This window comes from Agrobacterium sp. 5Ca50, assembly GCF_055381905.1.
Genome location: NZ_AP026438.1, coordinates 1,108,958 through 1,135,151, shown reverse-complemented (window position 1 = coordinate 1,135,151; position 26,194 = coordinate 1,108,958). Strand labels below are relative to the sequence as shown.

Genomic DNA, 26,194 nt, shown 5'->3' with positions numbered 1-26,194 from the left:
CGGAAACCGGCCTGTTTTACCTGATGATATCAGGCCACTGCCCACATTGCGTTGAATTCTGCTCTCAGCGCCGCTTCATCGCCGCCATCAGCCTGCTGGAAGCCCGCTTCAACTGCCTTCGCACGCTCCAAAGCGCGTCCAGACAGGACCGGCACTTCTTTCACGACAGCAAGCATTTCACTCATCACGCCGTTGCAATGCAAGACCATATCGCAACCGCCTGCCACAATATTGGCAGCGCGCTCGCCCAATGTCCCGCGCAGCGCATTCATCGAGGTGTCGTCAGACATCAACAGGCCATCAAAACCGATGCGGTCACGAATGATCTCGTCGATGACCTTTCTGGATGTGGTGGCCGGTGCATCCGGGTCGATCGAGGTAAACACCAAATGTGCGCTCATTGCCATCAGTTCCTTGTTCAGGGCACGGAATGGCACGAAGTCATGTTTGTCCAGTTCGTCCACCGGAACATCGACTATTGGCAGCTCATGGTGAGAATCCACCATGCCGCGCCCGTGGCCGGGCATGTGCTTCATGACAGGCAACATGCCGCCGGCTTTCAGGCCATCAGCCGCCGCCTGCCCCATCAGCGACACCGTCTCGGGATCAAAACCATAGGCGCGGTTGCCGATGACATTGCTGGCGCCAGGTACCGGCACATCCAGAACCGGCAGGCAATCCACTGTGATGCCGAACTTCATCAGATCAAAGGCATGCAGGCGCGACATCAGCCAGGCGGCGCGTAGCCCCTTTTCCCGGTCTGCCTTGTAGATTTCACCCAAGGCTTCTGCCGAAGGATAGGCCTGCAGGATCGGCGGCTTGATGCGCTGTACGCGTCCACCTTCCTGGTCGATCATCACAGGTGCATCGGGGCGGCCAATTGCATCCCGCATCGACGCCACAAGATCGGAGATCTGATCCGGTTCTGCGATGTTGCGGCCAAACAGAATAAATCCCCACGGACGTTCCGCTTTGTAAAAGGCAACTTCCTCAGGCGTCAGTGTCAGGCCACTGCATCCCAAAATTACGGCTTTAGATTCTGTCATGGCGCTCACCGGCTTCATGTGGAGGATTGGATGTGATGATCGGATGTACCGATCGGGCAATAAAAAACCGGGAACGGCAAGCGCACCCGGTTTTTGAATTTTATGCCATCAGCAATTAGCGGGCAATCAGGCAGCTTCCGCCAGCGGCACGGTAACGTTCGCACAGTGCTGCGGCTTCATTCTTGTCGCCAGCTGGAATGCGAACCCGGTAGTAGGTTCCCTTGCCAGCGACTTCCGCTGCCTTGATGTCAACGCCACGACCACCAATGACCGAACCGAACTTGCCGGACAGGCTCTGGTAGGACTTCTGCGCTTCAGCCTGGCTCGGCAGCGAGGCGATCTGCACATAATAACCACCGGTCGAGACGGTGTTCTGCACCGGGGCAGCCTGCTCAGGCTGTGCTGGAGCAACCGGGGCCGCAGGTGCTGTTGCAACGGGCTGGTTGGAGGTAACGGCAGCATTTGCCTGCTGGGCGGCCGGACGTGCCGACGGTACAGGCGCGCCGTTATTGGCAGCAGCTGGAGCCGTTGCAGCAGGTGTTGCCGTTGCAGCTGGAGCCGTTGCCACTGCAACCGGGCTGGTTTCGATGACCTTCGGCACATCGTTTGCAGCCGTGGCATTGTCAGCGGTGCTCAGAGGTGTTGGCTCAGGTGCAGCGTTGGATGCTGTTGTTGCCGGTGTCGTTGTTGGTGTCTCTGGCACTTCCTGTGCGACGAGCGTGCCATCCGGCTTGACGATCATCGTACGGACCTTGCGTGGAGATACGGCAGGTGCATTGCTTTCGGACTCGGACGCACGGGCTGGTGCATCATTCTGCGCCAGCAGGCGTGGATCTTCGGTTTCACCAACCGGTGTACCCATGTTGCCGAAATCGCTTTCGTCCTCACCTTCCATTGGCAGGTTCTCAGGGATCAGCGTCTTCTGCACAACATCAACTGGCTCTTCGTTGGAAGAGATCAGCGACGATTGCTTGGGATCAGCTGCGGTCTGGCCAGCAACACGGTCATACACCGCCTTGTCCTGGTTCGGCACAGTCTTGCCGCCTGGATTTTCAGGCACTTCCTTGACCGGATCATTGTCGGCAGAAATGATGATTGGCGCACCGTTGCCGGACGTCTGCGAACCACCGGACATCAGCGCGTAAACACCACCGGCAACCAGAACAACACCGAGTGCGGCAACCGGAACGATCCAGCGACGCGAACGACGCTCTTCGTTTTCATATGGCTGCATTGGCTGCTCATAGAGGTTCTGCGGTGCATGCTGCTGTTCAGCCCTGCCCTCAGATGCCGCCTTCATGCTGTGGCGGAAATCCTCTTCCAGCGCCTTTTCAAAATCATCCAGATTTTCAAACGGTGCTGCGGCCTGCTGCAAACGGGCAGCGGACTGGTTTGGAGCATTTCTGTTGCGATCAAGACCGGCTGGCGTGGACGCAGGCGTAAACAGTGCTGCAAGCTCGGTATCGAGGTCCAGATCATCATCATGACGGCGTGGGGCCGGCTTCGGCTCAAACACGCCAACTGGCAGATCCGGCACTTCCATCTCACCAATGGTTTCCGGACGATCTTCGGTATCGCCAATCTGGCCGTGGTCAAATGGCAGCGGCTCAAGCTCTACTGGTGCAAGCGCTGGTGCCCGTGCAGCAACCGGTGCTGGAGCAGGCTTGGCAGGCTGCGGCGCATAAGAGAATGACTGCGGAGCCGCCGCGGCAGGCTGCGTTCTCTGCGGAGCAAAGGCAGCAGCTGCTGCAACCACTGGAGCCGCAACAGGAGCAACCGGAGGTGCCGGTACAGGCACAACGCGTGGCATCTCAATCGGCTTTGCGGCGACCGGCTCAACATTGCCGATGTCGGACAGATCGAAATCCAGATCGATATCATCAAGCGCCATTTCGAATGCATCATCCGCAAAGGGCTCGAACTCAGCGGCAGGTGCGGCGGCAACAGGAGCAACCGGCGCTGCCTGAGCAGGCGCGACATGCTTTGGTGCCTGTGGCGTCGCCTGGCTGCGTGGAGGCTCGTAGAAGGACGGCGCAACCTGGAAGACATCAGGGCTTACAGGTTCGGCGCGCTGCAGAAGCGGCGCAGCCGCAACAGGTGCAACCGGGGCAGCTGGGGTAAAGACCGGCTGCTGGGCGGCGGTATTGTCGTTGCGGACGGAATAGTGATCAACGTCATAAAGCAGTTCATCCATTGGGGAAAACGGTGCTTCAGGCGCCTGAGTGACAGGAGCTTGGGCGACCGGCTCGGGCGCAGGCTCGAACACTGGCTCAACCGGCACCTGACGCACAGGCTCTGCCTGCGGACGTGGTGCAACCGGCGTGGCGCGCGAACCGAAGTTTGCCAGCGGCAAACGCAGCCCCGACACTTCCAGCGACGAACGGTGCAGATGCGGAGCGGCCTGCGGCGTTGCGGCAGGAGCCGCTACCGGGGCCAGTTGTGGCACGGTGTTCTGGGCCTGCAAGGTGGATGCCATTGAGCCAAAGTTCAGTTCCAGCTCATCGGCCAGATTGAAGGCAGGCTCGACACGCGGCAGCTCAGGTTCTTCCTGCGCAGGGGCTGGCTCTGCAGCCACGCTGACTGAGGGCAGCTCAAAAGAAGGCTCGCGATACTCGACCACACCAGGTTCGCTGACGTAGTTCCAACCACCCTGCTCCGGAATACTCACTTCCGGTTCTGGCGCAAATTGCGGCTCTGGGTAATCGGGTTCGGCAGGCTTCGCGTAAGCGGCAACTTCCTGCTCGTAGGAAGGCGCAAAGGATGGCTCAAGCGAAACCTCTGGCTCGTCGTAAACGGCAGGTACCTGAACGACAGGTGCGTGGGGCTCTTCGTGATAGCTTGGTTCAGGCTCGTAGCGCGGCTCTTCCTGATAGACAGGGGCCGGTGCGGCAGGCCGCTCATAAGCCTGCGGCGGCGCCACCGGTTCGCGCGGAGTAAACTCGGCGACAGGATCCAGGCGTGGCGCATCGTAAATCTCGAATTCGCGCAACAGCTCGTCTTCGAGATTGAATTCAGGTTCCCGTCTTTCAACCTGCTGCGCAGGTGTCTGCGCAGCAACAGGAACGACATGTGAAGGACGTTCATCGAAACCGACGATACGGGTCAGTTCCGCCAAGGGATCATCCTCAGCGAATACATCACTCCGAGCGTCTCGATTATACGCGGCGTTTTTCTCGACCATTTCACGTTCCACTATCTACGCATTACGGCTTTTGCCAGCGCATTGTGGGTAAATGGTGACGCTTTAGCGCATTTCGGCCGGTGCATCGGCCCCTACGAGGGCCAGTCCGGACTTCAAAACATTCGCGACAGCATTCACCAACCCAAGTCTGGCAACGCTTAATTCTCGGTTTTTATCGTTAACAAATCGTAATTCAGGCTGATCTTTACCTTTATTCCAGTGTCCGTGGAACGAACTTGCCAGATCATAGAGGTAAAATGCCAGTCTGTGCGGCTCTTGCGAAGAGGCCGCGGATTCGATCAGACGCGGATATTCCGCCAGCTTGGCAATAAGCTGTAACTCATTGACATCGCTGATCAAAGCAGCACCTCCTGCGAGGTCAGCCGCGCTGACGTCGAGGTCAGGAAAGGCCTCTTTCGCCTGACGGAAAACAGACATGCAACGTGCGTGAGCATACTGCACATAAAATACCGGATTATCTTTCGATTGCTCCGTTACTTTGGCAAAATCGAAGTCAAGCGGCTCAGAATTCTTGCGATAGAGCATCATGAAGCGAACCGGATCACGGCCGACTTCATCCACAACATCGCGCAGGGTGATGAAGTCACCCGAGCGCTTCGACATCTTGACCGGCTCACCGTCACGGAACAGCTTGACCAGCTGGCACAAAAGAACCGTCAGCTTGGACTTGCCCTCGGAAACGGCACGTGCAACCGCCTCAAGGCGCTTTACGTAGCCACCATGGTCTGCGCCGAGCACATAAACCATTTCGCTGAAACCGCGGTCGAACTTGTCCTTGAAGTAGGCAACGTCAGCCGCAAAATAGGTGTAGCTGCCATCCGACTTGATCAGCGGACGGTCCATGTCGTCACCCACCTCGGTGGAGCGGAACAGGGTCTGTTCGCGGTCTTCCCAGTCCTCTGGCAGCTGGCCCTTTGGTGGCGGCAGTGTGCCCTTGTAGACGTGGCCCTTGAAGGTCAGGTCATTGATGGCCGACAGGATAGGACCGGCATTGCCTGCATGCAGCGTGCGCTCGGAATAGAACACGTCGTGCTTGACGTTCAGCGCTTCGAGATCTTGCCGGATCATCGCCATCATTGCGGTGATGGCCTTGTCCTTGACGATCGGCAGCCACTTTTCTTCCGGCATGGCGCGCAGCTTGATATCGTATTCGTCAGCCAGTTCCTTACCAACAGGCACGAGATAATCACCGGGGTAAAGGCCTGGTGGAATGGCGCCAACATCTTCACCCAGCGCTTCGCGGTAACGCAGGAATACCGACCGCGCCAGAACCTCGATCTGCGAGCCGGCGTCGTTGATGTAGTATTCCTTGGTCACGTCATAACCGGCAAATGACAGCACGTTGGCAAGCGTGTCACCGACAACGGCGCCACGGCAGTGGCCAACATGCATCGGGCCGGTCGGGTTTGCCGAAACATATTCGACGTTGACCTTGTGGCCCTCGCCCATTGTCGAGCGGCCAAAATCAATCCCAGCCTCGATCATTGCCGACAGCAGGCGCTGCCAGTAACCGACGGAGACCTTGATGTTAATGAAACCGGGGCCGGCAACATTGACGTCGGCAACGTCAGGTTCACCCTTCAGCTTCTCGACAATGATTTCCGCCAGGGCGCGCGGGTTGGTACCAAGCGGCTTGGCCAGCACCATTGCAGCATTGGTGGCGACATCGCCATGGCTTGCATCACGAGGGGCTTCAACGGTTACTCGGCCGAAATCAACGGCTGCGCGGTTGTCCTTAACGATATCGATCGTTTCGAGCGCGTTTTTGATTCTGGTATCGAAGTCGGCAAAAAGGTTCATTGCATCCACCTGCGCGAACGGGTTTCCATCCGTATCCATGGTTAAAGAAGTTGAGGCGCTGCCTATCGCAAATCGGGGGTATGGTCAAACAATCGCTGGTGCGCCTTCAGTGCATAACTGTCGGTCATGCCCGCGAGATAATCTCCAACATGCCGTGCCAGCTGCCCTTCGCTGAGGCCAGCGATATGGTCGACCCAATAGTGGCCCTGCATTTCCTTGGGCTCCTGCATGTAGCGTTTGAACAGATCGCAAACGATTTGCGTTGCACCGGCACGAACGCGCATGATCTCCGGATGGCGGTAGATATGGCCAAACAGCAGCTTCTTGATCTGCTTGTCGGTCTCGGCCATACCTTCAGAAAATGTGGCAATGGTAATATCGGCGCCGCGCACATCTGCGGCACTCTGCGGATTGACGACAGACAGATTGTGCTGCGTGACGGCAATCACATCTTCAACCATGCGGGTAATCTGCCGGCGCATGATTTCATTGGCGAAACGTTCGCCATCAAGATTTGGATATTTGGCGCGCACCTCTGCCATCAGCCCGGCCAGAAACGGCACTTCTTCCAGCATCTCGAAGGTCAGATAACCGGAGCGCAGGCCATCATCTATGTCATGGGTATTATAGGCAATATCATCTGAGATGGCCGCGACCTGCGCCTCAAGGCTGGCAAAGCTGCCAATTTCCAGATCGTTCAGCTTGCAATAATCGACAATCGGCAGTGGAACCGGGCCACGCAGCCCCTGCCCGTTGGCATCGACCAGCGGACCATTGTGTTTGACCAGACCTTCCAGCGATTCCCATGTCAGGTTCAGGCCATCGAAATCAGCGTAGCGGCGCTCCAGCTTGGTGACGATGCGCAGTGACTGGGCGTTATGGTCAAAACCACCATAGGGTTTCAGCATCTCATCCAGTGCATCTTCGCCGGTGTGGCCAAATGGAGTGTGGCCAAAGTCATGCACCAGCGCCACGCCTTCGGCGAGGTCTTCGTCCAGTTTGAGCGCACGCGCCAGCGCACGGGCAATCTGCGCCACTTCAACGGTGTGGGTCAGACGTGTGCGGTAATGGTCGCCATCAGGGCTGATGAATACCTGCGTCTTGTGTTTCAACCGACGGAACGCCGTTGTGTGCACGATGCGGTCACGGTCGCGCTGGAATTCGGAACGGGTCAGGCTGGATGGTTCAGGAAAAAGGCGGCCGCGTGTCGTCCACGGGTCGGCAGCAAACACTGCCCTCTCACCGCTTCCAAAACCCAATGCACGCTGATCAATTCTCATGTCTCACCCTGTTCTCGACTGCCATTGACGTTTCACACCCACATTCATACCTATGCTAAGGCCTGTCGCATAGTAACGGAAACACAGACTTTTCCTTCAAGCAGGGTATAGACCTCTTCTTTGAGTGTTTTATAATTGCGTTTAAACAAATCTCTCCGGACCTTGACCCCGGCCATGAGGACAACATGACACAGATAGACGTAACCCTTTCCGAATCGGCAGCCAAGAGAATCGCCGAAATCGTCAGCGCAGATGCCGGCAAGCAGGCCCTTCGCGTTTCCGTGGAAGGTGGCGGCTGTTCCGGCTTCTCCTACAAGTTTGACCTTGAGGACACACAAGCCGACGACGACGTGGTGATTGAACGCGACAACGCCAAGGTTCTGATCGACAGCATGTCGCTGATCTACATGGCCGGCTCCGAGATCGACTTCGTCGATAATCTTCTCGGTCAATCGTTTCAGATAAAGAATCCGAATGCGGTTGCAAGTTGCGGATGTGGAACGAGTTTTTCCGTTTAAACCCTTCCTGTGAGTTCAGCGGTAAAACGGGTGTCAATTGCCTTTTCATCGGGTAAAGATAGACCTCGAGAAAAACGGGGTATCCGATGAAAATCGCCACATGGAACATCAACGGCGTCAAGGCACGCATTGAAAACCTTTGCCAGTGGCTGAAGGATTCCAGTCCGGACATCGCCTGCCTGCAGGAAATCAAGTCCGTTGATGAAGGTTTCCCTCGCCTCGAAATTGAAGCTCTCGGCTACCACGTGGAAACACATGGTCAGAAGGGCTTCAATGGCGTTGCGCTTCTCTCAAAGATCAAGCCGGACGAAGTGCGCCGTGGCCTTCCAGGTGATGATACCGATGAACAGGCCCGCTTCATTGAAGGTGTGTTCTCGGTCAAGGGCGGCGTCATTCGCGTCTGCTCGCTTTACCTGCCAAACGGTAACCCGCCGGATGATCCGATAAAATACCCCTATAAGCTGCGCTGGATGGAGCGTCTGCGTGCCTATGCGGCGCAACGTCTTGAGCTTGAAGAGCCGTTCATTCTGGCCGGTGACTATAACGTCATTCCCGAACCCTATGACTGCCACGACCCGAAAGTCTGGGAAGGCGACGCGCTGTTTCTGCCGCAGACACGGCAGAGTTTCCGCCGTCTGGAAAATCTCGGTTTTGTCGATGCGGCCCGTGCGACAACCGATGCGGCGGGACTTTATTCCTTTTGGGATTATCAGGCTGGGGCATGGCCAAAGAACAACGGTATTCGCATCGACCACCTGATGTTGTCGCCGGAAGCCTCTGACAAATTGCAGGCTGTTTCGATCGAGAAACATGTGCGCGCCTGGGAAAAGCCATCGGACCATGTGCCGGTTTGCGGTTTCTTCAACTTCGCCAGCTGATCCTATCAGCCTGCGGTCGCGCAGGCTTCCCTCACCCCATGAATTTATGCGTTCACATCCGTCGTCACCTGTCAGGTGGCGGCGCTAAAAAGGCGTGAGCTGTTTACAGGGATAATCCTTATCAGGGATCAGTCCAAATTGCCGGAGCGGATGCTCTGGGCAAGCGAGATGGCGTCACGGCGATCACCCTCACCAGCCACCGCAAAAGCCTGTTCCTGCAGATCCTGAACCCAAGGGCATTCAGAAGGGTTGCAACGATCAAGAGCTGCGGTCATGAAGGCAAGTCCGCGTACAGTCTGGCCTTCCTGGAAGATCACATTGCCAAACACCGACATGGCACCAGCATGGCCGTTGCGGCGCGCCTGGTTCAGCCATTTCTTGGCCTGCATGGCATCCGCGCGACCGCCCTCACCCGCCAGAATCATCTGGGCAAGCTGGAACTGCGCTTCTGCAACGCCGAAGGTCGATGCCACCTGAAAGTAGATCTGGCGGGCCTGCGACATATCAGGCTTTACCGGGCTGCCCGGAATACCATGGCGATAATAGTCGGCCAACGACAGCAGAGCGTTCACGAAGAAGCCTGTGTCTTCAGAACCCGGCTCTACGCCCTGGCTGGCAATTTCATTGTAGATTTTGAAGGCTTCGAAGTCGTTTTTTGCGACACCGTCACCATAGGCATACATGTTGGCCAGTGCCCAGCGGGAGCCTGTGTGGCCCTTTTCGGCCGCATAACGATAGGCTTCTACCGCGTCTTCCTTCTTACCGTTCTTGTAGGCCTTGAAGCCGAATTTGAAGAGGTCGAACGGTCCGGATTCCTTCGTGACACCCGCATTGATATCGAATGCAGCTGCTGGCATTGCCAGGGAGGCAATGAGGAAACCCATACACAGGGGTTTCAGGATGTTGGCTTCACGTTTCAACATTTCACCGAACTTCTTTCATTCGTCTCGGCGTATATCCAAGACCGCTGTCACACTGCAAAGACAAACCGCAGTCATTTGCGATTTTCCGAGGCGACTGCGTCTTTCTGGCCGCAGTTATCACTACGCGGTCATTTGGAAGCCGAGTCCAATTCCGTGTTTCACGGGAACAGATATAGGAAACATTTCCGGCAAGATAACGGCGTTTACCAACAGCCTGTGTGGCAGTTGCAATCGATGGAGATGCCCGTCTCCGCTGATAAGCCTTACACCCTGAATTCAAAACCGTTTTCACTTTCACCACGTTCACGGATGCTACGCGACACGCTTGCCCCCCGGCAAAATCGCCACCCGTGAGAATAGCGAAACGCTTCCTTTGTGGCGGGAAATGGACAAATGCACCTCTCTCTCACCGCGTGCATAAGGTTGCAGAAATGTGTTGCTAAATCGTCACAATTTTGAGCCACAAAAAAAGAAAGGCCCGGCAGGGACCGGACCTTTCACTTTTCCAATCAGACGTCATTCTGCTTCAGTAAATGCGTCGATCAGAACTTGACCTTGATGCCGGTTGAGATGGCCGCCACGACATCGTTGCCGAAGTCATAACCAGCCTCGTTACCGCAGGTAAAGCCTGCACCGCACGGAGCGCCAGCAATCGACGAACTACCCGAGGTCAGCAGACCAACCGCACCGGCGATCTTGAACTCGATGTTCTTGTTCGGCGAATAGATCAGCTGTGTGCCGAGCATCCAGGTGTCTGTCTGTGTACCGATGACGGTCGAGGTACCACGATCCCAGGTGACGCTAACCGCCCCACTCCACTGATCACTGAACTTGTGGCCAACACCACCGGACACAGTCCAGCCATCACGATAGAAAAGATCAAGCGTGTTTAGCGTATCTGAACCGCTAGGTACGCAGGGCGATGTGCCGACAGCACAAAACGGAATTGTCTGAATCTGGCTCCAGTCGGTCCACTTCACCGAGCCAAACGCCAACCAGTCAGGCGCAATGCCTGACTGAACCTTGAGTTCAACACTGTCCGGCATCGAAATGGAACCATAGACCGGTACGATTTTGCCACCATACTTCGCCAGCGTTGGAGACAGGCCTGCAGGTGTCTGCGGGACGTTTGTTACGTCTGCAATACCGCTCAGGTCATGATCGACCGCGCTATTGTAAACAAGGCTTGCACGGAAAGCGATTTCTGGAATTTCGTAAGCTACACCTGCACGCCAACCCCAGCCGTCACCTTCAAGTTCCAATTTGCCGACACCGCTGAAGCTCGCCCAAGCCGGATTGAGGCCAAGCACAGCCGGTCCGAGAACCTGACGATACTTGTAGCCGCTGATTTCCTGATAGAAACCACCACCGATGATCGAGAAATCACCCTTACCGGCTTCAAACTTCACACGGCAGGTCGCAGCATAGTTATGCGACTTGACCTTGGTGTCGATGTTGTAGCTGGAACCTTGCCAGATGCCGGGATTGAGATCCGCACCCCAAGGCTGCGAATAATCGAACATGCAGTCGCCGAAATCGCCGATTGACGCCTTCATGCCAATGCGCGGCGACCAGAAACTCTCGGAATCGTCAGCAGTCGTAGACCAAGATGCTGGGAGCGGACCACCCTTGGCCACATTATCTCGCGCATTCTTTACCTTGCGGTGCGGCATCACGAAGGTGCCGGAAGCATCCAAGGCGTAATCTGAAGGTTCGAACAGGAGGTCGATGTTGTAACCACCGCGCTCCAAACCGCCAGCAAAGGACGGCGATGCAACAATGCTGCCTGCGACGAGGCACAATGCGCCTTTAATAAATCCACGTTTTGCCATCTCTCTCCCCAAACAAGGCAATGTGATGGTGAAACAGTGAAGCTGTTCGCCCAAAATGACAATGCCAGAATTTTGCCTGCTACCTTTAGATTAGCTCAAAAGTTTTACGTAAGTTTTTGATAAATCCAAAAAAAATCAAGCCATTTGGGACGAGATTCCAACATAATTAGAATTTTAGACAAAACGCAGAAATAAATTCTACTGAACCCGCAAACTGTAACATTATCACTACAGCTTGGGCATTCGGGAAAATATCGCGAAAAACTGTAACATCCGATACAGTTTTCGGCTTTTCTCGAGATTTGCCAACCGTTTGACGTGGCAAGATCTGGAATGGGCTCACGCCTTAATCGCGAAACACTGGAGGGTAAGGCCAGCACGCCAGCGCCCTGTCCTTACCAACGTCAGGCAACAAAAAAGGCGCATCCCTTTCAGAATGCGCCTTCGTTATTCGTTGCTCTGTGCAGCGGATCAGCTGGCCTCGTTGACCCGTGTCAGCGCGGTCTTGAGGTTGGCGATCTGTACTTCCAGCTCGGCGTTGCGCTCACGGTCTGCAGCAACAACTTCCGGATCGGCATTGGCAATAAACTTCTCGTTGCCAAGCTTCTTGGCAATACGGTCAATTTCAGCCTCAGCCTTGCCGATTGCCTTTTCGAGACGGGCCTTTTCAGCCGCGACGTCGATCAGGTTGCCAAGCGGCAGGCAGGCCGTTGCCTCACCGACGATGATCTGTGCCGAACCCTTCGGTGCGGTGCTGGCCAGCGTGATGTTTTCTGCACGTGCCAGACGGCGAATGGCAGCGTCATGACGCTCCAGACGCGACTGCGTCACGCCATTGGCACCAACGACAACCAGCGGCGCTGTTGCACCCGGCGGTACGTTCATTTCAGAACGGGCCGAACGAATGCCGGTGACAAGATCAACCAGCCAGTTGATTTCGGCCGCAGCAGCGGTGTCGGTGAATTCTGGCGTTGGCCAAGCGGCATGGCACAGCAGACCGTCACGGCTCTCGCCTTCTTCGACCGTATGCGCCCACAGCTCTTCCGTCATGAATGGCATGAACGGATGCAGCAGCTTGTAGATTTCGTCCAGAACATAAGCCGCGCACGCCTGTGCTTCGGCCTTTGCCTTTTCGTCCTCACCGCTGAAGACAGGCTTCAGCAGTTCCAGATACCAGTCGCAGAACTGGTTCCAGACAAAGCGATATAGCGAGCTTGCAGCATCGTTGAAACGATAGTTGCCGATGGCTTCCGTTACCTCATTTGCCGTAACGGCAAGTTCGGTCAGTATCCAGCGGTTGATGGTCAGCGTGGTTGTTTCCGGCAGGAAGTCCGGGTCACGCTTCACACCATTCATTTCCGCAAATCGCGTCGCATTCCACAGCTTGGTGCCGAAGTTACGATAACCGGCAATACGGGCAGGATCGAGTTTCACGTCGCGGCCCTGCGCTGCCATGATCGACAGCGTAAAGCGCAGCGCATCCGCACCATATTCATCGATCAGTTCCAGCGGGTCGATGACGTTGCCCTTGGACTTCGACATCTTCTGGCCGTTCTTGTCGCGAACCAGCGCGTGGATATAGACCGTGTGGAAAGGCTCAACCGGCACACCGGCGTCATCCTTCATGAAGTGCAGACCCATCTGCATCATGCGAACGACCCAGAACGGAATGATGTCAAAGCCGGTTACCAGAACATCGGTCGGGTAATAGCGTGCCAGTTCCGGCGTCCGCTCCGGCCAGCCAAGCGTCGAGAATGGCCACAGTGCCGACGAGAACCAGGTGTCGAGAACGTCTTCGTCACGGGTCAGGATTTCGCCCGGCTTGAAGTTTTCCAGCTTTTCCTCAACCCAGGCCTTCCATGGACCTTCGTGAGAAATGTAGTGCTGGATCGCAGCCTGCAGGGCTTCTTCTTCCGTCTTTTCAACGAAAACCTGGCCATCAGGACCGTACCATGCCGGGATCTGGTGTCCCCACCACAGCTGGCGCGAGATGCACCATGGCTCGATGTTTTCCAGCCAGTTGAAATAGGTCTTTTCCCAGGACTTTGGAACGAACTTGGTGCGGCCATCACGAACCGCCTCAATTGCAGGACCTGCCAGCGTCTTGTTGTCGACCCACCACTGTTCCGTCAGGCGTGGTTCGATCGGCACGCCACCACGGTCGCCATGTGGCACCATGTGCTTGTGCGGCTCGATCTTGTCGAGAAGGCCGGCATCCTCGAAAATCTCGACGATGATCTTGCGAGCGGCAAAGCGGTCCTGCCCTTCCAGGCGATCCCAGGCACCGTGAAGTGCTGCCGGATGGTCGAGACCTTCCAGGAAGTCTTCGTTGTCCTTGATGGTGACAGTACCGTCGACATTGAGAATGTTGATGGCGCGCAGGCCTGCACGCTTGCCAACTTCAAAGTCGTTGAAATCGTGGGCGGGCGTGATCTTGACCGCGCCGGTACCGGCTGTCGGATCGGCATAGTCATCGGCAACGATCGGGATCTTGCGGCCAACGATCGGCAGGACGACATGCTTGCCGACGATTGCCTTGTAACGCTCGTCTTCCGGGTTCACTGCAATACCGGTATCGCCCAGCATGGTTTCCGGACGGGTCGTGGCAACCACGATGTAATCGCGGGTTTCATATTCCGTTGGCTTGCCGTCTTCATCAAAGGCAACCGGGTACTGGTAGGTAACGCCCTTTTCCAAGGGATAACGGAAGTGCCAGAGATTACCCTTCACTTCCAGCTGCTCAACTTCCATGTCGGAAATTGCCGTCAGAAGCTTGGGGTCCCAGTTCACAAGGCGCTTGTCCTTGTAGATCAGGCCGTCCTTGTAGAGGCTGACGAAAACTTCCAGAACGGCCTGCGACAGGCCTTCATCCATGGTGAAACGTTCACGCGACCAGTCACAGGAGGCGCCAAGACGCTTCAGCTGGTTGAAGATCAACCCGCCGGATTCGGCCTTCCATTCCCAGACCTTGTCGATAAAGGCTTCGCGGCCCATCTCGCGACGGCCAGGCAGCTTCTGTTCGGCCAGCTTGCGTTCAACCACCATCTGCGTGGCAATGCCGGCATGGTCCATGCCCGGCTGCCACAGCACGTCCTTGCCTCGCATGCGCTCAAAACGGATCATGATGTCCTGAAGCGTATTGTTCAGGGCATGACCCATGTGCAGCGAGCCGGTGACGTTTGGCGGCGGGATGACAATTGTGAAGGTTTCAGCGCCGGGTGCCGCGTTGGCACCGGCACGAAACGCATTGGCATCGTCCCATGCTTTGGCGATTTTCGGTTCAACCGAAGCGGAATCGTAGGTCTTTTCGAGCATTTCCTGACCTGAAATTTTGAGTTCTTGTATTTGTTTTTAAATAAGGATGGGCGGTAGAGAGTCAACAGAAAGTGGCATATTCAACCAAAACTACTGCCCGACCGGGCGACCATTGCAGCTTCCCGGCATCGGGCATCGCCTTGCAGGTGAAAGAGCGGGCTTAGGCGTAACATCCAATCCCGTTCAGGAACAGAATCATGTTCATCCCATACTGAGTCAACAAATTGACCTATCCCGTTGTTTTCTCATATCTGGTGAGGAAATTACACCCCGCAACAGCCAGAAACCTGAGCAACAAAAAAGCCGCCCCGAGACCGGCGCGGCTTTTGTTTAACCTTGATGGAAATTAGCGACGTGGGCCGCGCGCCACGCGCTCGATTTCCTCGCGCACCAGACGCTCGACCAGCGTTGGAAGGTTGTCCTCCAGCCAGTCCTGCAGCATCGGCTTCAACATTTCCTGCGCCATGTCTTCGATGGAGCGACGCTCAACACCGTTGAACACGTCGGCCAATTCGTTGAACGAGCGGGCAATCTGCGCACCGGCTTCAACGGAAATCAGGCTGGACAGGGCAGATGGCCCCTCGGCAACCGCTTCCGCAACAGGCTCAACAAACTGTACTGTCTCTGCGACTGGCGCAGGATTTACCACTGGCGCGCTGGCCTCGTGAACGTCGGCAAGCTCAAGCGCCTGCTCGAAGGTTTCTTCGTCCCAGGCAACAGCCGGCGCGCTCTGCACAGCTGGCGTTTCACGAACCGGGAACGGCGAAATGGTCGCCTGTCTTTCTTCGCTGAAAAACGGCTGCGATGGGCGCGAAATTTCGGCGGCGGTATCGTCGATCGAACCACGCAGTTCCGCCATGCGGGCAGCCATGACAGGGCTTTCATAAGCGGCATGTGCAGCAACAGGCTTTGCTTCCGGCTTGTCCTGCAATGTTTCAGCGGTCAGCGCGCTCAAGGCTGGCTCCAGCGTGCGGCCGGTGGCGGCCCTCACCCGGGCTGCAACATCAGCAAGCGACATGGCCTTTTCTGGAACGGGTTGCGCTGCCGCGCCATGGGTCTGGTTTGCGGCTGGCGGCACGTGGGGCGGCGGGCTTGTCATCTCGCCACGGCGCTCGGCGGATGAAGCCGGGTTGCCAGCCTGCGTGAAAGCGATACCAAAATCGTCGTCGCTCTCATCGTCGTAAACAGGAGGAAGCTTGCCAGCAAAAGCGCCAGACGGGCCAGGCTCATTGCTTTCGATGATACGGCGGATCGACGCCAGGATTTCTTCCATGGACGGTTCACGCGCTACACTTGGCTGAGCCATTTCTATCCCCGTTTTCCATTGCTGTTTATTGGCTGGGGCAAACACGAAACACGCCCCGAATCACCGCTAGTTTATGGCAGTGCGAATCGGAACTGAATGACCCTTTTGACGGGAATTGCCGCGATACACAGATTATTGTTGTGGAAAAACAGAAAAGCCCGGTCAAAACCGGGCCTTTGTTTATCCGTGAACAAGCAGCATCTGCCTGATCAGAATACGAATTCCTTGGCCTTCTGGAAGCCTGGAAGCGGCTTGACCGAGGCGTTGAATGAGGTCGTTACCGAGATGCCTGTGGCGGCGCGGCTGTAGACCGTTGCCTTTGCGGAGTTGCCATAACCAACGACGGTTACAAGGCGGCCACCGTCACGAAGCTGGTCGAGAAGTGCGTCTGGAATAAATTCTACGGCACCGTTTACGAAGATGAGATCGTAAGGTGCTTCGCTGACATAGCCCTTTTCCAGGTCGGAAACGACGGCTGCAACATTGTCATAACCCAGCTTGGCAAGGGTTTCTGTTGCCGCTTCCACCAGCTTTTCATCATTGTCGATTGCAACAACCGAACCGGCCAGCTGCGATAGAACTGCTGAAACGTAACCGGTACCGCAACCAACTTCCAGAACAACGTCGTCCTTGGTGATGGCGGCCAGCTGCAACAGCTTTGCCAGAGGCGAAGGTGCGGTGAGGTAACGGGCCGGACGGCCATCAGAGGCGGGACAGATCTGCACGTTTTCATCGCGGTAAGCGATGGTCTGCTGCGCTTGCGGCACGAATGCTTCACGCGGCACATTCACAAATGCCATGAGCACGGAATGCGACGTTACATCGGTCGTGCGGATTTGGCTATCGACCATGTTCACACGTGCTTTTTCGAAATCCATCATATCGTATCGCCTCAGTAGAAATTCGAAACGAGCGCATAAACGCTGTTTCCTTGCGATACGTCTTAATTGGCGATGCCTGCGCTTTCAAGCGTGCGTGTCGCACAGTGACGATAAAAACAACCGGCTAGCCGATAATTTTTACAAACATGCTCAGATGAGCGGCACGGTGATGTAAAGGCATGTCAGAATAACGGCACCAAACATCGAAACTTCGATCAAACTGTCGCGCATTTAACCAACCCTCCGTGGGACCCTATGTCCTTGAGAAAAACAACGGGCAATGTGAATTTTGGTTCCACGCTGTCGCCACGGAATAGCCACCTGCCCGCCTCTATTCTTAATGGGTGAACATAGCCAGGGCGTGACAGTGCCAACTGGTGTGATACGCGACTGTGTAAACCGCTAATGTCATCAAGGTTTGCGCCCAGTTCAGCCCCTCCTACGACTTGCGCCGAGGCCGCCGGTATGGGTTAAAGGACTGCAAATCCCTATACCTCAAGGAAGAACACCATCGACGAGTTTGACAAACCCGACACGGAGCCAAGAAAGAAGCCGCTCTGGCCGTGGCTGTTGCTGCTGGTGGTGACGCTGGTGCTGATTTACGCCTATTTCATCTGGGTCTGGACGATCGACTACATCTTCTCGGGCGCGAGCGAGCTGTTTCACGCGCTTGAATGGGTGCTGAACTTCCTAGACGAACAAAAGGCAGGACAGGATTAGAGGATACTGATGTCAGCATTATACCGGACTAATCCGGTCGACAGCATCGACTACTGCTGTTGTCACTCCCAGACATCAACCACAAGGAATGTGCCACGGTTTTCGTGACCCATGATCTTGACGGTGATCCAGCAGTCGCCACGCAGGATCATTCTTTGAGCCTCAGCCGACATAGAGCCGTTGTTCAGCATCTCTTCGAGCGACTGACGGTTTTTCGCATCAGAGAAGAACTCGTCACCCTCATCCCCTACGTCTCTGAGGTCATAGACATGATAGTTTGCCCGGTCCTGGCGAATAATCTGCCATGGTTTGGTCAGTGACGTTCCGTTGGAATTGTTAAGGTCGTTTGCGCCGATGTAGGCGGTGTAGGAATCGATTACATCAGCCTTTACAACGCGTGTCTTCGATTGGGCGCCTGCAACGCTGGAACTGGCAAAAAGCACGACGATCAGAGCAATATAGAGTTTCATGTCCGTCTCCTGAGACAAACACTTCTTGGCAGTATGCCTGAGCGTAATCCACTCTTTCCCATGGTAAGGGTTAATGTTCTTCGCCGCTGCAACTGGACAAGCAGCATGTGCGTTTCAGGTTCTCCTCGAAGGAGAGTTAAAGACATGACAGACGTTACAGCCCTACCGAGCCTTGATCTCAATCGCTATCTTGGCCGGTGGTACGAGATTGTCCGCTTGCCGTTGAAATATGAAGACGATGCCGCAACTGACATCACGGCACGTTACTCCCTCGAAGAGAACGGCGCTATTCGCGTTGACAACAGATGTTTCGACAAAGATCAGCAGCCAGCTCAGGCTGTCGGCGAGGCAAAGCCGGTTGACGAGACACATGCAAAGCTGAAGGTCAGTTTTCTTCCTGCCGCCCTGCGCTGGCTGCCGTTTACCGATGGCGATTACTGGGTACTCAAGATCGATCCCGACTATAGTGTCGCGCTGGTCGGCACGCCTGACCGTCAGTTTCTATGGGTTCTGGCACGCGAGAGTTCGATTCCCGCAGAAACGCTGGAAGACTATCTTGCTGAGGCACGCCGGCAAGGCTTTGATCTGACGAAGATGATCATCCCCCGCCACACCGGCCGCGACGTGACCGATGCCATGCTTCTAGAAAAATAGCAGTCAAAGCTTCTTGTGCATCGTCCCGACCGCCCGCGGCACCGTGGGCGCTGACGGCTTTTGCTGACTCCGAAACTGGTAAGTCCAGCTAACCAGCCTGTGCAGTATTAGGCGGGTAATTTAAACGCTCTAACACCGTTACACTCATTGCCGATTGGGAAGGAGATGTGGGGCTTGGTAAAAGATAAGCCCCATTACAGGTTAAGAGCAGCCCCGAACGTGAAGACAGCCTTTCCCGATCAACGCCACTGCTGACGCGCCACGCGCGCAGTTGACCTTGAAAACATGGAAGGTTTAAGACATGACGATCTACAAAATTGCTCGATCTTGGACGATCATCGCGACGCTTGCACTTGCTGCGTCATCGGCCCATGCCAACGCTGGCACGGCGGTCAGCACTGATGTGACGGCCCGCAACGAGACCATCGTAAAGCAGGCATTTGAAGACTGGGCAGAACGAGGGGGAGCTTTCACGCGCGTCGTTTCACCTGATGTCGAATGGACAGTTCGCGGCTCGGGTCCCTACTCGCGCACCTATAGCGGCCTGGACAGTTTCGTAAACGATGCTTCCGCGCCTATTCTGTCGCGGCTGAGTACCCCGCTTAAACCGGTGGTCAAAAAAATCTGGGCGGTGGATGACGACGTGATCGTGCGGTTCGACGCTTCCGCCACGACAACCACCAATGACACCTACAGCAACGAATATCTCTGGATATTGACCATGAAAGATGGCCTCGTTGTCAAATCCGAGGCCTTTCTGGATATGGGGCTCTATCAAGAGCTAGTGGACGGCGCCCCTACGCGCACCAACTGATCTAGCCGTTGGTAAAGAGACGTTGGTTACCCTGCGGCAGCTTGGTTTGGGGTAACCAGCGGTGCATCAGAGGCCAGAACCTGCCTTACAACGCGCAAGGCGCCTCCATATAGTATTTCAGGTTCGTCTGCGCTCGGAGCTGTCCAATATGCCTTGCTCTCTTCTGCCATGTAGTCCGCATATGGTCTGTTGCGATCAGCTTTCGCGATCAAGGCAAAATCACCGCAGTAGATGCTGGCTTCGCCGGTCGGTTCCAGCTCGAAAACATGCGCATCGGGCCGGTACTGGCGTTGAAAGGCAAAGGCCATATCGACTGTTTCGAACACAAACACACAATTGAGGCGTGACGGACGTTGAGGGGCAAGTGCCAACCTCGCTGTTTCCAGTGCGACTTCCCACAGTATTATTTCAAAGTGAGATACGGCTTTAACTGCGGTTTCGGGGCCAAACAAACGGACTGTTGTCCCCCAATTGCCGGGCTCGATAGTAGCGCCCACAGCATGTTCAATACTGCTTACGTGATAATACATTCAATTCCTCAAGGTGGCCCGTGTAATATTTGGACAACCCACGGCATGATCGTATAGCGCAAGGTCTTGCGAGGGGAGTGTCTTTGCGCAAATCCGTATCAGAAGCCAGAATAAAGTCCAGAGGACATTTTCAAGGCAATCGATTATGTGAGAAGGTCTGTTTATTCATGAAAATCATACAAAAATTCTCGATGCCTTAAGTACTGTTGCAATCATCATCAGAAAAAATTTGAGCAAGGCAAAGAGTTCGAGGCCGCGACGCCAGTGGACCGCCAGAGTTTGCAAGAGGCGTGCCTGCATATACCCGGGTGTAAAACCCGTCTCGGCTGCTTAATGCGCGCGATGACACTGTCGCCACGATTTTAGCCGTCAATAGTCGGCATCGCCGTGCCAATATTAACTGTGGTTTTCGGCAAGTCTGGACAAAGACATTTGCCGAGACATAATCCCCACAAATGCTCAAGGGGGACGGCCGATGAATTTTGTTGTTGCGTTTGGTGTGGCGCTGGCTGTCGGGGGATATTTTGCAAATCGACTTCCACTCGGCTTTGCTTACTCCCTGTTGGGCGCATTGCTTTCGGCAGTCTCAACCGCTGTGATCGTTCTGCTTATCACACTTTTGGTGGCCTATTACGGCTCTACTGTAGACCAAAGCGCTGTGAATCCTCTTGTTGAGTCCGCTCTCACGGCGACCTTTCAAAGCTTTATTTTTGCGCTAATTTTGTTTTCAATCGCCCGGTGGAAACGCAAAAAGAGCACGCAACTTAAAGCCTAGGCAGTAAACCTACATTCGGTTCGCTGATTTCCTTTTTTGGCTTGACTCAGGTCCACCACACGCCCGTGCAAACCGCTCAATCCGCTGGCAGCACAAGGTGAACTCCAGCGCTATCGGCCAACTATACAGGATAATTTGCTGCGGGGCGCCAGCGCCAATGGGACGGGTCGCATTTGTCAGGATGCCACCTGATCGGCACAACGGAGCTCTGCCGCCCCCTTCCCGAATGACAACTCCGATTTCCCTTGCTATTGTCACGCAAAGCGCGGCTATCTTTTGCTTTGAAGAGGAGATTCGAATGGCCAAGGGTCAAGTTAGAAGCAACAAAGAAGTACGCAAACCCAAGAAGGATAAGGCTGCACCGGTCGCCGCCGCTCCCACTCTGGGTGCACGGGCTGTAGAGGCCAGCAAGCAGAAGAAGCCGCAGTAATCCTGCGCCACAACGCTCGCATCAACTGATCGTTCAACCGGCAGCGCAAGGGTGAACCCCAGCACTGCCGGCTTACCTTTCACGTATGTACCATCGAGAGCAATTGGAGCGCGTCAACTGCCCGCCTCGCCCTCTCCGCTCGTATCGTTCTCATCATCGCCGATTCCGACAAGTGAACCAAAGATGGCTTCGAGTGCATTCAGTTGCTCTTCCGAAGGTGGGGAGATCGACTGTCTGCGCGGCGCCCTTGGTGACCGATGCCGCCTCTTGCCATCTCGCGTTAAATTTGATTCCTTTGGTCAAATTCAATCAGGGGAAGAATGATCATGGACTTACACGATCGTAACGGTGCCTTCGATACCACAGATCCCCGCAATTCCATCCATTCCCCGCATTCCGGCGATTCCAAGTTTGGGGTGGAGCAATTACAGAATCAAAGATTTGTTAATGTAATCATTTAGTTACCGACGCGGGCGACATCGGGCCTTCGATGAACTGGGTAATTACAAAATATGATGACCTTAAGCCTGTTACGAAGTGGTCGCTAGCGGGCTGTTTAGAAGACAGCGAGATTAAGGAGACTGGTAGCAACCGATCTCAGTCTCGACGAAGTAATTAGCGCATCCAGCCCCAAAGGCGACCCATTGCGCTGAGGGCACTTCGATAGGAATTGCAACCAGCGCCCAACCGCCTTTGCCAGTACCCTCATTACATCGCAGTTCTGGAAAAAGATTAACCGCTCTTTCGATCCTGTTCGGTGGTGTTCACACGGTAGGGCGAGGAAGTAATGCCGATCTTGGCCGGCCGGATTACTTCACTTCACTCAACAATGCTCAATAAACGAAGAGGACGCTATGAAGTCAAATGTGAGGATCGCGGCTGTCGCTGCAGCTTCAGCGCACGCTAATACCCAAATCGTTTCTGCCGTCTACGATCATTCACGGGGCGTGAACACTTCCATATCGGCATCAGTTACAGGCGACACCATATCAGCGTACGACTATGAGTCCGGATGCCACTTCGGCGGCACCATGCCGACATTATATCATTATGGTGTCGGTTCGCATTTCACCTTGAATGCTTCGCCTGGCGGTATTTATAATGGATACGATTTCGATACAGGCCAGCACTTCCGAATTAGCGTCAGTGGAAAGACGGTGCAGTACTACGATTTCGGTGAAGCTGCATATTTCACATATTCGACATTATAAATTCTGCTGCCGATTAACGTTGGCGCGGCAAAAAATCAAAAATCTACATTCGGAATGCTGAGCGTGCCCGCCTTGCGACAGACTGTGGAGAGAATGAATTGAGATGGAATCGGTTCATAACTGCTTCAGGCAGACGCTGAAGATGTAAGGTGAACGAGGTACAGACTGCCACACCCAATTTAAGTGGTGCGGAACGGTTCAAGTTCAGAATGCCACACCACAGAAACATCAATTGAAAATCAAACGTTTACAGACACCATCTTTGAGGTGTTGGAGGCCTCGCCCGGAATTGAACCGGGGTACAAGGATTTGCAGTCCTCTGCGTCACCACTCCGCCACGAGGCCATCGCTAAGCGTATTTTGTTGTGGTTGCCGGGGTTTAGAATAATCCTAAACGATGCGCAAGAGGGTCGTTTTGAATATCAGCTTTTTTTATTTCGAATAATGGTTTTTAGCCTCACCGCACCCGGACGCCACCCGTTCGGTTGTTGTCCCTATTATTTTCAACCTACAAATTCTTAAGGTTTTGTGCCTATTTTCCAGTTTCACACAAGGATGAGCGTTCACTTATTAAGCGCGATTAAAAACGCGAGGTTGAATGGCATACGATTGGGATGGCGGACGAACGCGCCGCGTCCGCTATATAAAAATACTCCTGCTGATTGCGATCGCAGGGTGCGTAGCGTTACCGCTACTGGCGTCTTTCTAAATAAAAGAGTGGGTGGTGAGTGTTTCTCACCACCCTTTTTTTTGCCTTACCGTTCCGCCCAGCAGAAGAATTTTGATGTCTGGCCAATACCGGGGTTCAACACGTTGGCCGGATCGAGCAACCGGTAGAAAGCCCTAAGTTCAGGTTTGGCCTTATAGAGGTGGCCAACATTGTGTTCGGCCGGATATTCGGCACCACGCCGGTCCAGCAAGTCCCACATTTCATGTTCGATGGCGATCGGGTCATGCCCCTTGCGGACGATATAGTCCTGATGGAAGACATGGCAGAAGAAGTGGCCGTAATAGAGCTTGCTGATCAGCTTGCCCTCCATCGATTCTGGCAGGGTTTCCAGCCAGTCTTCGTCGTTACGGCGCAGTGCAATGTCGAGAGCGACAATGTCCTCCACCGAACTGCGATGCGTGTCTCGGTACCGGATGGCGGCACCGGCAATGGCGAAGCGGTGCAGAAACGCCTTGCGCCCCTCCTCTGCGTCGCATTCGAAGAAGTCACCTTCCCGGCTGGCAAAATAGCTTTGCAGAAAGGCCTTGGTTTCCGGTGCACTGTCGAGCGAAACCTTGAGCAGCAAATGGTGGTCGAACCGCTTGCGAAACTCCCGCATGCGTTTTGGCAGATGGCTCGGCAGCAACGCCATCACCGCCTGCAAAATATGGTCGGTCACACCACGCAGCTTGAACCCTTCAAAAAACGCATCGACCCGGCTTTTCAGCGCAAAGGCAGCCGGCACCTTGTCCGTGCCGAAACGGTCGATCAGCAGGAAGGTGTCCTTGCCGTATTTTTCGCCGATATCGTAAGCGTCGCGGTGAATATATTCACCTGCAATCGGCAGCGTATCAAAGGCGGTCAGCATATGGCGACGCACCGCCGTCAGGTCGGCCGTATCGTTGGAGCCGATGTAAAACACCGCGCTCTTTTCCATCGGAAACGTGTCGAGCCGCACGGCAAACAGGACCAGCTTGCCGGCAGAGCCGGACGCCTCGAAATGGCGGGAGACGTCAGCGTTGAAACGGGCCGGTGTTGGCGCATCAACCTGGCGCACATGCTGGGCATAGTTCTGGTCCGATGCGACGAGCGTCGGATCATTGACGATATCGTCCGGGCTGTAGGCGCCCTTTTCCAGCCGTGACAGAATATCTTCCGGGTTGTCACCCAGCTTAACGCCGAGGTGATTGACGAGGTGCAGTTCACCCGCCTCATCCACCTGGCCATAAAGGGCCAGCTGGGTATAGGCCGGTCCGCGTCGCACCAGCGAGCCGCCGGAATTGTTGCAGATGCCGCCGAGTACCGAGGCACCGATGCAGGATGAACCGATAACCGAATGCGGTTCGCGCCCCAGCGGTTTCAGTGTCTGTTCCAGCCGGTCGAGCGTCGCACCGGGCAAGCAGATGACCTGTTTGCCGTCATTGATCACCTGAATGCCCTTCAGGCGCAGTGTCGACACGATAACGATCTCGCGGTCGTAATCATTACCGTCAGGTGTCGAGCCGCCGGTCAGGCCGGTATTGGCGGCCTGCATGATGACGATTCGTCCGGCGGCAACGGCGGCTTTGACGACCCGCCACTGCTCCACCAGCGTTCCCGGCTTTACCACGGCCAGCACGTTGCCATCACCAAAACGGTGCCCCTTGCGGAACCGGCGTGTCGCCTTGGCGGCGGTCAGCACGTGGCCTGCCCCAACAATACCGCCAAATTCGCGCAACAGGGTTGCGGCGTCAGTGTTCAGTGCATGCATCAAAGCTGCCTCATTGCCTTTACCAGCAGGTCAGACGAAATGTCGGAGATGGATTTTGCCCCCGTCAGCGTCATGGCAACGCGCATTTCCTTTTCGAAAAGATTGAGAAGGTTGAGAACCCCCTCCTCACCGGCGGTGGCTAGCGCGTACACAAAGGCGCGGCCAATCATCACCGCATCGGCACCCAGTGCCAGCATACGCACCACATCGAGGCCCGAGCGAATGCCGGAATCGGCGAGGATCTTGATGTCGCCCTTCACCGCGTCAGCAATGGCCGGCAAGGCGCGTGCGGACGAAAGAACACCATCCAGCTGGCGGCCGCCGTGGTTGGAGACCACAATGCCATCGGCACCAAAGGTCACGGCATCCTTGGCATCATCCGGGTCAAGAATGCCCTTGATGATCATCGGACCTTTCCAGAATTCACGGATCCACTCCAGATCCTTCCAGGAAATCGACTGATCGAAATTGGCGCCAAGCCAGCCGATATAATCAGCCAGGCCGGTTGGTTTGCCGAGATATTTCGAAACGTTGCCGAGATCATGCGGTTTGCCGTTGAGGCCCACATCAAAGGCCCAGCGCGGATGGGTGACCGACTGCCAGTAACGGCGAAGTTCGGCATTGGGGCCGCTCATGCCGGAATGGGCGTCACGATAACGGGCGCCTGGCACCGGCATATCCACGGTGAACACAAGCGTTTTCACACCGGCCGCGACCGCACGGTCCAGCACGTTTTTCATGAAGCCGCGGTCTTTCAGCACGTAAAGCTGGAACCACATCGGCCGGTCGATTTCCGGCGTCACTTCCTCAATCGGGCATACCGACACGGTGGACATGGTGTAGGAAATGCCCTTCTTGGCCGCCGCACGCGCCGCCTGCACCTCGCCACGGCGGGCATACATGCCGCTCAGGCCAACCGGCGCCAACACAACCGGCATGGACAGCTTGTCGTCCCACAGCTGTGTGTTGATGCTAAGATCAGACATGTTTTTCAACACACGCTGGCGCAACTCGACGTCAGAGAGGTCGCTGACATTGCGGCGCAACGTATGTTCGGCATAGGCACCGCCATCGATGTAATGGAACAGGAACGGCGGCAGCCGGCGTCGTGCGGCCTCGCGGTAATCTGTAGACGCAGAAATAATCATGG

The 26,194-nt window shown here is 55.4% G+C and carries 21 protein-coding genes and 1 tRNA gene; 8 read left to right on the top strand and 14 right to left on the bottom strand.

Going from position 1 to position 26,194, the window contains the following annotated elements; translation table 11 throughout:
• Positions 1-29: 29 nt before the first annotated feature.
• The 4 genes from nagZ to ACZ5FM_RS05390 all read right to left on the bottom strand — a co-directional run bounded on the left by nagZ (position 30) and on the right by ACZ5FM_RS05390 (position 7,328).
• On the bottom strand, positions 30-1,046 hold the full coding sequence (nagZ, locus tag ACZ5FM_RS05405; RefSeq protein ID WP_464039918.1) for a beta-N-acetylhexosaminidase: 1,017 nt from the start codon (positions 1,044-1,046) through the stop codon (positions 30-32).
• A 115-nt stretch (positions 1,047-1,161) separates the two neighbouring features.
• On the bottom strand, positions 1,162-4,161 hold the full coding sequence (locus ACZ5FM_RS05400; RefSeq protein WP_464039917.1) for an SPOR domain-containing protein: 3,000 nt from the start codon (positions 4,159-4,161) through the stop codon (positions 1,162-1,164).
• A gap of 129 nt (positions 4,162-4,290) precedes the next feature.
• On the bottom strand, positions 4,291-6,048 hold the full coding sequence (gene argS / locus ACZ5FM_RS05395) for an arginine--tRNA ligase (protein ID WP_464039916.1): 1,758 nt from the start codon (positions 6,046-6,048) through the stop codon (positions 4,291-4,293).
• Positions 6,049-6,110: 62 nt separating this feature from the next.
• Positions 6,111-7,328 (bottom strand): deoxyguanosinetriphosphate triphosphohydrolase, encoded by a 1,218-nt coding sequence (locus ACZ5FM_RS05390; RefSeq protein ID WP_464039915.1) that lies wholly within the window; start codon positions 7,326-7,328, stop codon positions 6,111-6,113.
• Positions 7,329-7,513: 185 nt separating this feature from the next.
• Here ACZ5FM_RS05390 and erpA point away from each other — a divergent pair, with 185 nt between their 5' ends.
• Together erpA and xth are read left to right on the top strand one after the other, a co-directional pair.
• Positions 7,514-7,846, top strand: coding sequence for an iron-sulfur cluster insertion protein ErpA (erpA, locus tag ACZ5FM_RS05385; RefSeq protein WP_192487672.1), 333 nt, complete (start codon positions 7,514-7,516; stop codon positions 7,844-7,846).
• Between the two features lie 86 nt (positions 7,847-7,932).
• Entirely contained in the window at positions 7,933-8,724 is a 792-nt protein-coding gene (gene xth, locus ACZ5FM_RS05380; RefSeq protein ID WP_464039914.1) for an exodeoxyribonuclease III, read from the top strand.
• 128 nt (positions 8,725-8,852) lie between these two features.
• On the opposite strand, the gene exoR is transcribed toward xth, so the two are convergent.
• The 5 genes from exoR to ACZ5FM_RS05355 form a co-directional block, all read right to left on the bottom strand.
• Positions 8,853-9,647 carry an exopolysaccharide production regulator ExoR gene (exoR, locus tag ACZ5FM_RS05375; protein WP_192487670.1) on the bottom strand — a complete coding sequence of 265 codons (795 nt, stop codon included), beginning with the start codon at positions 9,645-9,647 and terminating at the stop codon, positions 8,853-8,855.
• A 542-nt stretch (positions 9,648-10,189) separates the two neighbouring features.
• Positions 10,190-11,479, bottom strand: a complete 1,290-nt coding sequence (locus tag ACZ5FM_RS05370; protein WP_464039913.1) for an outer membrane protein transport protein — start codon at positions 11,477-11,479, stop codon at positions 10,190-10,192.
• A gap of 471 nt (positions 11,480-11,950) precedes the next feature.
• Complete coding sequence (locus tag ACZ5FM_RS05365; RefSeq protein WP_464039912.1) at positions 11,951-14,794, bottom strand: valine--tRNA ligase; 2,844 nt, start codon at positions 14,792-14,794, stop codon at positions 11,951-11,953.
• A 346-nt stretch (positions 14,795-15,140) separates the two neighbouring features.
• The gene (locus ACZ5FM_RS05360) at positions 15,141-16,100 is read right to left on the bottom strand and encodes a PopZ family protein (protein WP_464039911.1); all 960 of its coding nucleotides are present in this window, start codon (positions 16,098-16,100) and stop codon (positions 15,141-15,143) included.
• Between the two features lie 209 nt (positions 16,101-16,309).
• The gene (locus tag ACZ5FM_RS05355) at positions 16,310-16,981 is read right to left on the bottom strand and encodes a protein-L-isoaspartate O-methyltransferase family protein (protein ID WP_250982712.1); all 672 of its coding nucleotides are present in this window, start codon (positions 16,979-16,981) and stop codon (positions 16,310-16,312) included.
• A gap of 591 nt (positions 16,982-17,572) precedes the next feature.
• On the opposite strand from ACZ5FM_RS05355, the gene ACZ5FM_RS05350 reads away from it, so the two are divergent.
• Positions 17,573-17,701 carry a hypothetical protein gene (locus ACZ5FM_RS05350; protein WP_464039910.1) on the top strand — a complete coding sequence of 43 codons (129 nt, stop codon included), beginning with the start codon at positions 17,573-17,575 and terminating at the stop codon, positions 17,699-17,701.
• 62 nt (positions 17,702-17,763) lie between these two features.
• Here ACZ5FM_RS05350 and ACZ5FM_RS05345 read toward each other — a convergent pair whose 3' ends face one another.
• Positions 17,764-18,171, bottom strand: coding sequence for a hypothetical protein (locus tag ACZ5FM_RS05345; protein WP_464039909.1), 408 nt, complete (start codon positions 18,169-18,171; stop codon positions 17,764-17,766).
• Between the two features lie 144 nt (positions 18,172-18,315).
• Between ACZ5FM_RS05345 and ACZ5FM_RS05340 the strand changes: the two genes are divergently transcribed.
• Positions 18,316-18,825 (top strand): lipocalin family protein, encoded by a 510-nt coding sequence (locus tag ACZ5FM_RS05340; protein WP_464039908.1) that lies wholly within the window; start codon positions 18,316-18,318, stop codon positions 18,823-18,825.
• A 301-nt stretch (positions 18,826-19,126) separates the two neighbouring features.
• Positions 19,127-19,639, top strand: coding sequence for a nuclear transport factor 2 family protein (locus tag ACZ5FM_RS05335; protein WP_464039907.1), 513 nt, complete (start codon positions 19,127-19,129; stop codon positions 19,637-19,639).
• A gap of 26 nt (positions 19,640-19,665) precedes the next feature.
• On the opposite strand, the gene ACZ5FM_RS05330 is transcribed toward ACZ5FM_RS05335, so the two are convergent.
• Positions 19,666-20,169 carry a hypothetical protein gene (locus ACZ5FM_RS05330; protein ID WP_464039906.1) on the bottom strand — a complete coding sequence of 168 codons (504 nt, stop codon included), beginning with the start codon at positions 20,167-20,169 and terminating at the stop codon, positions 19,666-19,668.
• A gap of 475 nt (positions 20,170-20,644) precedes the next feature.
• Here ACZ5FM_RS05330 and ACZ5FM_RS05325 point away from each other — a divergent pair, with 475 nt between their 5' ends.
• The 3 genes from ACZ5FM_RS05325 (at position 20,645) to ACZ5FM_RS05315 (ending at position 22,585) form a co-directional block, all read left to right on the top strand.
• Positions 20,645-20,944, top strand: a complete 300-nt coding sequence (locus ACZ5FM_RS05325; RefSeq protein ID WP_275640973.1) for a hypothetical protein — start codon at positions 20,645-20,647, stop codon at positions 20,942-20,944.
• Between the two features lie 298 nt (positions 20,945-21,242).
• On the top strand, positions 21,243-21,374 hold the full coding sequence (locus ACZ5FM_RS05320; protein WP_256435694.1) for a hypothetical protein: 132 nt from the start codon (positions 21,243-21,245) through the stop codon (positions 21,372-21,374).
• Positions 21,375-22,228: 854 nt separating this feature from the next.
• Positions 22,229-22,585, top strand: coding sequence for a hypothetical protein (locus tag ACZ5FM_RS05315; RefSeq protein WP_464039905.1), 357 nt, complete (start codon positions 22,229-22,231; stop codon positions 22,583-22,585).
• Between the two features lie 271 nt (positions 22,586-22,856).
• On the opposite strand, the gene ACZ5FM_RS05310 is transcribed toward ACZ5FM_RS05315, so the two are convergent.
• From ACZ5FM_RS05310 to lldD, 3 genes are all read right to left on the bottom strand, one after another.
• A tRNA-Cys gene (locus ACZ5FM_RS05310) sits at positions 22,857-22,930 on the bottom strand.
• Between the two features lie 410 nt (positions 22,931-23,340).
• On the bottom strand, positions 23,341-25,044 hold the full coding sequence (gene dld / locus ACZ5FM_RS05305; RefSeq protein ID WP_464039904.1) for a D-lactate dehydrogenase: 1,704 nt from the start codon (positions 25,042-25,044) through the stop codon (positions 23,341-23,343).
• The gene (gene lldD / locus ACZ5FM_RS05300; protein ID WP_250982722.1) at positions 25,044-26,192 is read right to left on the bottom strand and encodes an FMN-dependent L-lactate dehydrogenase LldD; all 1,149 of its coding nucleotides are present in this window, start codon (positions 26,190-26,192) and stop codon (positions 25,044-25,046) included. Before lldD ends, dld begins: the two co-directional genes overlap by 1 nt.
• Positions 26,193-26,194: the final 2 nt, after the last annotated feature.